At 60.8% G+C, this 5,013-nt stretch carries 4 protein-coding genes and 1 pseudogene; 2 read left to right on the top strand and 3 right to left on the bottom strand.

Features of this window, described 5'->3' with window-relative positions:
- Both Q1K49_RS12930 and Q1K49_RS12925 read left to right on the top strand, forming a co-directional pair.
- Nucleotides 1-193 (top strand): DapH/DapD/GlmU-related protein (locus Q1K49_RS12930; RefSeq protein WP_300526419.1); only part of this gene is annotated, 193 nt, incomplete at its 5' end.
- Nucleotides 194-270: 77 nt separating this feature from the next.
- Nucleotides 271-1,419 carry an ATP-binding protein gene (locus tag Q1K49_RS12925; RefSeq protein WP_300526418.1) on the top strand — a complete coding sequence of 383 codons (1,149 nt, stop codon included), beginning with the start codon at nt 271-273 and terminating at the stop codon, nt 1,417-1,419.
- On the opposite strand, the gene Q1K49_RS12920 is transcribed toward Q1K49_RS12925, so the two are convergent.
- From Q1K49_RS12920 to Q1K49_RS12910, 3 genes and pseudogenes are all read right to left on the bottom strand, one after another.
- Nucleotides 1,405-2,829 (bottom strand): B12-binding domain-containing radical SAM protein, encoded by a 1,425-nt coding sequence (locus tag Q1K49_RS12920; RefSeq protein WP_300526417.1) that lies wholly within the window; start codon nt 2,827-2,829, stop codon nt 1,405-1,407. The two genes, Q1K49_RS12925 and Q1K49_RS12920, sit on opposite strands and share 15 nt — an antisense overlap.
- Nucleotides 2,830-2,859: 30 nt before the next feature.
- Nucleotides 2,860-3,903 (bottom strand): AI-2E family transporter, encoded by a 1,044-nt coding sequence (locus Q1K49_RS12915; RefSeq protein ID WP_300526416.1) that lies wholly within the window; start codon nt 3,901-3,903, stop codon nt 2,860-2,862.
- A 321-nt stretch (nt 3,904-4,224) separates the two neighbouring features.
- Nucleotides 4,225-5,013, bottom strand: a pseudogene (locus Q1K49_RS12910) (hypothetical protein); the annotation flags it as partial.

Below are 5,013 nucleotides of genomic sequence, written 5' to 3'. Positions count from 1 at the left end.
AGGAGCCCGGATCGGCGCCAACGCCACGCTGTTGCCCGGCATCGAGATCGGCGAGGACGCCCTCGTCGCGGCGGGAGCGGTGGTGGTGCGCAATGTTCCTCCCCGGATGGTGGTGGCGGGAGTGCCCGCCCGGGTGCTGCGTCCTGTTCCGGAGGAGCAGCTTCTCGAAAAGCAGGTCTTCTTCGACGGCTGATTGGCAATTGAATTGACAATCAGCCGGATAGGCGCTATGCTGTGGCGACAATGAAGACCGCCTATGTTCCCAGGAGAATGGAAGGAACCATACGAAAACTGAGCAAGGGTTTTCCCTGCATTGCTGTCACGGGGCCGAGGCAGTCGGGGAAGACCACTCTCGTGCGCCATCTTTTCCCCGAGAAGCGCTACGTTTCCCTTGAAGATCCCGACGAGCGGGATTTCGCGGAGCAGGACCCCAGGGGATTTCTGCTTCGTTTTGCCTCGGGTGCGGTGCTTGATGAAGCGCAACGTGTTCCGGCGCTCTTTTCCTACCTTCAACGGGTACTCGATGAAAGGGGAAAGATGGGGTATTTTGTCCTTACGGGGTCTCAACAGTTTCATTTGGTGGAATCCATCACACAAAGTCTTGCCGGAAGGGTCGCTCTGCTTCATCTCGCGCCGTTTTCCTTTAGCGAGATGGAAAGCGTCTCCTGCCTCGGCGATGATCTCGACGAGGTGCTTCTGAAGGGAGGATATCCTCCGGTTCATACTCGCGACGTGGATCCTGGTGCATGGTTCTCCAACTACGTGGCCACATATGTCGAGCGGGATGTGCGCGCCCTGCTCAACGTTCGCGATCTTGCGACATTTCGCCGGTTTCTCCGTCTCTGCGCGGGCAGAGTGGGACAACTGGTCAATCTCTCTTCCCTGGGGACGGAGTGCGGCATCGCGCACAATACGGTCAAGGCATGGCTTTCGATTCTCGAGGCGAGCTTCATTCTCTTTCTGGTGCCCCCTTATTTCCGGAATTTCAACAAGCGGCTTGTGCGGACCCCGAAGCTCTATTTTTACGATACGGGCCTCCTGTGCGCTCTTCTCGGTATCGAAAAAAAGGAGCATCTGGAACTGCATCCGCAGCGCGGCTCCATTTTCGAGAACGCCGTGGCTGCAGAGTTGGTCAAGGAACGTTTGCATGCGGGACGGGAGCCGAACCTCTTTTTTTGGAGGGATCGGAGCGGTTTCGAGATCGATTTTCTCACCGAGAAAGACAACGTGCTTGACGCGGTGGAAGTCAAGTCCGGCAAAACGGTGTTGTCGGAGTTTTTTCGTGGTCTCCACCGCTGGAGGGAGATTGCAGGAGCTGCTGCAGGAAAATCCTGTCTCGTCTACGGCGGAGACGAGAGCTTTGTCCGGGAAGGGCACGTCATCGTGCCCTGGAGAAAGGTGGCCTCACTCCTCCGCTGAGAGTAGGTGCGTGGGCTCGTCGCCGCCTCTTTCCCTCCCCGCGGCGAGGTCCTTGAGCGCCTGCAGCTCTTCCGGCGAGAGCGTGCCGGAGATGTAGGTGGTGTAGACGGAGTTGTTGGCCAGAAGTGGTTCCGTGGCGAGGCCCGGCACGGCCCGGCAGGCTGCGTCGAACAGGGGCGTTCCGGGAAGAGGGGAAAACTCGGCGAGTTTCACCCTGGCGCCGAGGCCCCGGGCGAAGCGGATGGAGGTCTCCACGCTCTCGCGGCTTTGTCCGGGAAGGCCGAGGAGGAGATAGGTCTCGAGCGCTCCGTCGTCGTATCCGGCGAGACGCAGGTTTTGCAGAGCTTCTTCATACTGAGAGGGCGCCACTTTTTCCGACCCCGCCAGAAGGATGGCGGGGTCGGTGCTTTCCAGGCTGAGGCGGAGTGTGGCAAATCCCGTGCGGCGAAGCACGGCGGCGCAGGTATGGTCGATCTCCCGCACGTGCAGGCCGTTGGGGGTGTGGAACGAGACGGGGGGTTTACTCTCTTCGGTCCGGGGAAAGCGCCGCGCCAGTTCCTCGCAGAGGGGGTAGAAGAAGTGCTCCTTGTCCAAAAGGAGCGCGTCGTCATAGAAGGCGATGGAGCGCACGGAGGGAAGCGCGAGCTGGGCGGCGATCTCCGCTGCGGCCTCATCCACGCTTTTTCGCCGATAGACGGGCCAGAGCTGCGAGGAGGCGCAATAGTCGCACCGGAACGGACAGCCGAAAGAGGTGAGGGCCACGCCGTATTCCGGGTTTTCGTAGAGATCCAGGGCCGGAAAAGGTGCAGTGACGGGAAAGGGCTCGCTCTGCACGACGTCCGCGCCGGAGCGGGCGGCGTGGTCGGGGCAGAGCCTGGCGTAGATTCCTCCGAGATAGAGAGGTGTTTTAGGAAAAACGTGCCGGAGGCGTTCGATGCACCAGAAGACCCCGGGATACCAGTAGGTCATGCCGGAGGTGACGAGGATCACGTCCGGTGCGGGCAAGGAGCGGAGACGTTCCAGGAAGCGTTCCTCCGGAAGGCCGAAATGAAAATAGGTGCGGGGGATGTGCCGGTAAGGGGCCGGTTTGGGTGCCGGTTGCCTGTGAGGAATTCTGCGCCCGAAGCTGCGCCTTTTTTCTCCCGCCTCGGCGATGCAGTCCAAAAGGGTCACATCGTTCCCGTTTCGCCGGAGGGTTTCCAGAAGATAGAGAAGTCCCAGCGGCTTGGCCCAGAGATCGAAATAGGCGAAATCGAAGACGGGGGGATTCACCCCGAGCACCCGGGCCCCCCGCAGAGACAGGAGCGCTCCGGAGGCGTCGCCGCATGTTGCGTTGCGTCGCCTTCCTTGCGAAGTCGTCTCAGTCTGGTTGTTCGTCGAAAGGGGAGGGGTCCTGCGTGTCTGTGTCATGAAGAACCTCCGAAGCGGCTCCGGAGCCCTCTAGGAAGCGGCGGTGAGGTTCTTCTTGAAGTTTTTCCCCGATCTCATCATGACGCCGATGAAGGCCAGGGAGTCCACGTTTTCACAGATGATGCGTGTTGTCGCCGCGATGGGCACCGCGAGGAGCGCCCCGGGAATTCCCCAGAGCCACCCCCAGAAGAGAAGGAACACGAGCACGCCCACGGGGCTCAGGTTCAGCCGGTCGCCCATGAGCTTCGGCGTGATGATGTTGCCGATGGTGACCTGAATGACGAGGAGTGCCGCCGCAACGATGAGAGGGTGCCCCAGGAAGGGATAGGATTTCACCAGGGCGACGAGAACGGGTGGGATGGAGGCAGCGATGGAACCGAGAGTGGGGATGAAGTTGAGTACGAAGGCCAGAACTCCCCAGGTGACGGCGAAATCCACCCGGAGAAATGCCAGGGCGAGCCAGACGCAGATTCCCGTGGAGAGGCTGATGAAGAAGAGCGTGCTCAGATAACGCCCGATCTGGTGAGAGACGGAATCGATGGCTTTCTGGACTTTTTCCGCCGTGTCGGGAGAAAGGGCATAGCGCAGTTTGTATTCCAGGTAGGGTGCGCCGAGGAGAATGAAGACAAGAAAGATCATGACCAGAAAGAGATTCATCAGCAGTGTGGCCGCCGATGCGGGAAGCCCGAGGAGGTAGGAGGCGATCTTCGGTCCCAGGTCGAAATTCTGCCAGAACCCGGGAGGAATGCCGAAATTTTCGCCCGCGGCGTTCACAAGCCCCATGAGGCGACTGTAATATCGAGGAAAGGCGTTGGCGAAGAGCATGATCTTGTCGTACATGAACGCAACGCTCTGGAAACAGACCCCCAGAAAGGTCACGATGATCGCTGCGATGGAAAGGGCGGGGGGAATGTGCTTCCGTTCGAGAAAGCGCACCAGGGGGCTGAAGAGATAGGAAAGAAGCCACGCCACGACCAGGGGCAGAATGACGCCCTTCGCGGCCTTGAAAACCGCCCCCAGGGCCACGAGGGCGAGGATCCCCAGAAACACCGTCGCCGCACGGCTTTTGTCCATCGCACATCCTCCCTTGTTTGTGGTATGCAGGTCCTTCCTGCAACGTTCGGCGCAGTGGTGCCGCTTGCGCTCTTTTCCGTTCTCCCGCGGTTGCCCGTGCCTCCGCTCTTCGGCATCGCCCGATCTGTTTTGTCTGGAGGCATGCCCTTCCGGGCGGCTTGCCCGTATCTTGTGCCGCCAAAACTCCTCCGAAGATCATAACACGGAGGAGCGGGAGAGAGTGCGAAACACAAAGGCCGCAACGGCCCCGCTTGGGCAGTTGCGGCCTTGCTTTGGCGCAAGAGCGTTTTCGCGTTCCTCTCGGTGCCGGTGCGTTCCGCCCTACCGGCGGTGCAGCAGCGGAGCGGCGACGAAGGAAAGTCCCTTTCGGGTCAGGGCGGCGGCGGTACGGTTCATCGCGTCGTGTTTTCCGAGGTAGTGCTTCTCCAAAAGCGGCATGTCGCCGCTCGCGAGGATCTCCTGTTTGTCCCGGAAGTAATCCAAAATGTCCGAGGGGCGCTCCATCTCCATTTCTTTCTCCGGGTCGCCCCCTTCGTGCTTGGCGGAGATGTTGGGAATGCGCTCCGCCACGTCGAGCAGGTCGTCCCGGCGGCAGTAGGGCTGCCGGACGATGTGCCGGTAGCATTCGGTGATGTGGTGTTCGATGCGGACCTTGTCCTCCAGTCCCAGAGTGCGGCGGATGTCGCCCGCCAGTTCCAGGTGGCGGGCGTCGATGGAATTGGAGAGGTTGAAACCTATCAGGGAGGTGCTGCCGTCCGGGCGGGCGAAGAGCCGGGCCATGAGCAGAGTCCAGAGCACCGAGTAGGGGTTGTCGTTCCCCATGAAGACGGAGATCTTGAACTTCACGTTCACGCCGAGCCGATAGAGGAGATAGCCGAGAAGGACCGTTCCGGGATTGATGTTGAGCACTTCCCGGACGCCGTAGGTGGTGTAGTAGTAGAGCACCTCGTCGATCCATGCCAGAGGATGCGCATTTGGCTGGCCGATGCCGCCGAAGTAGCCCGTGATGGTGTCGGGGCCGCCCAGGTGGACGTTTGAGCCGTCGGTACCCTTGGTGTCCAGGGTTTCCACCAGGCTTGCCCCGAGAATCTGCGCTGCCGCCGTGACGGC

It is taken from the genome of Aminiphilus sp. (assembly GCF_029975095.1).
GTDB lineage: Bacteria > Synergistota > Synergistia > Synergistales > Aminiphilaceae > Aminiphilus.
The sequence above is the reverse complement of the archived record's forward strand: the minus strand, read 5'-3'. Positions and strand labels throughout refer to the sequence as shown.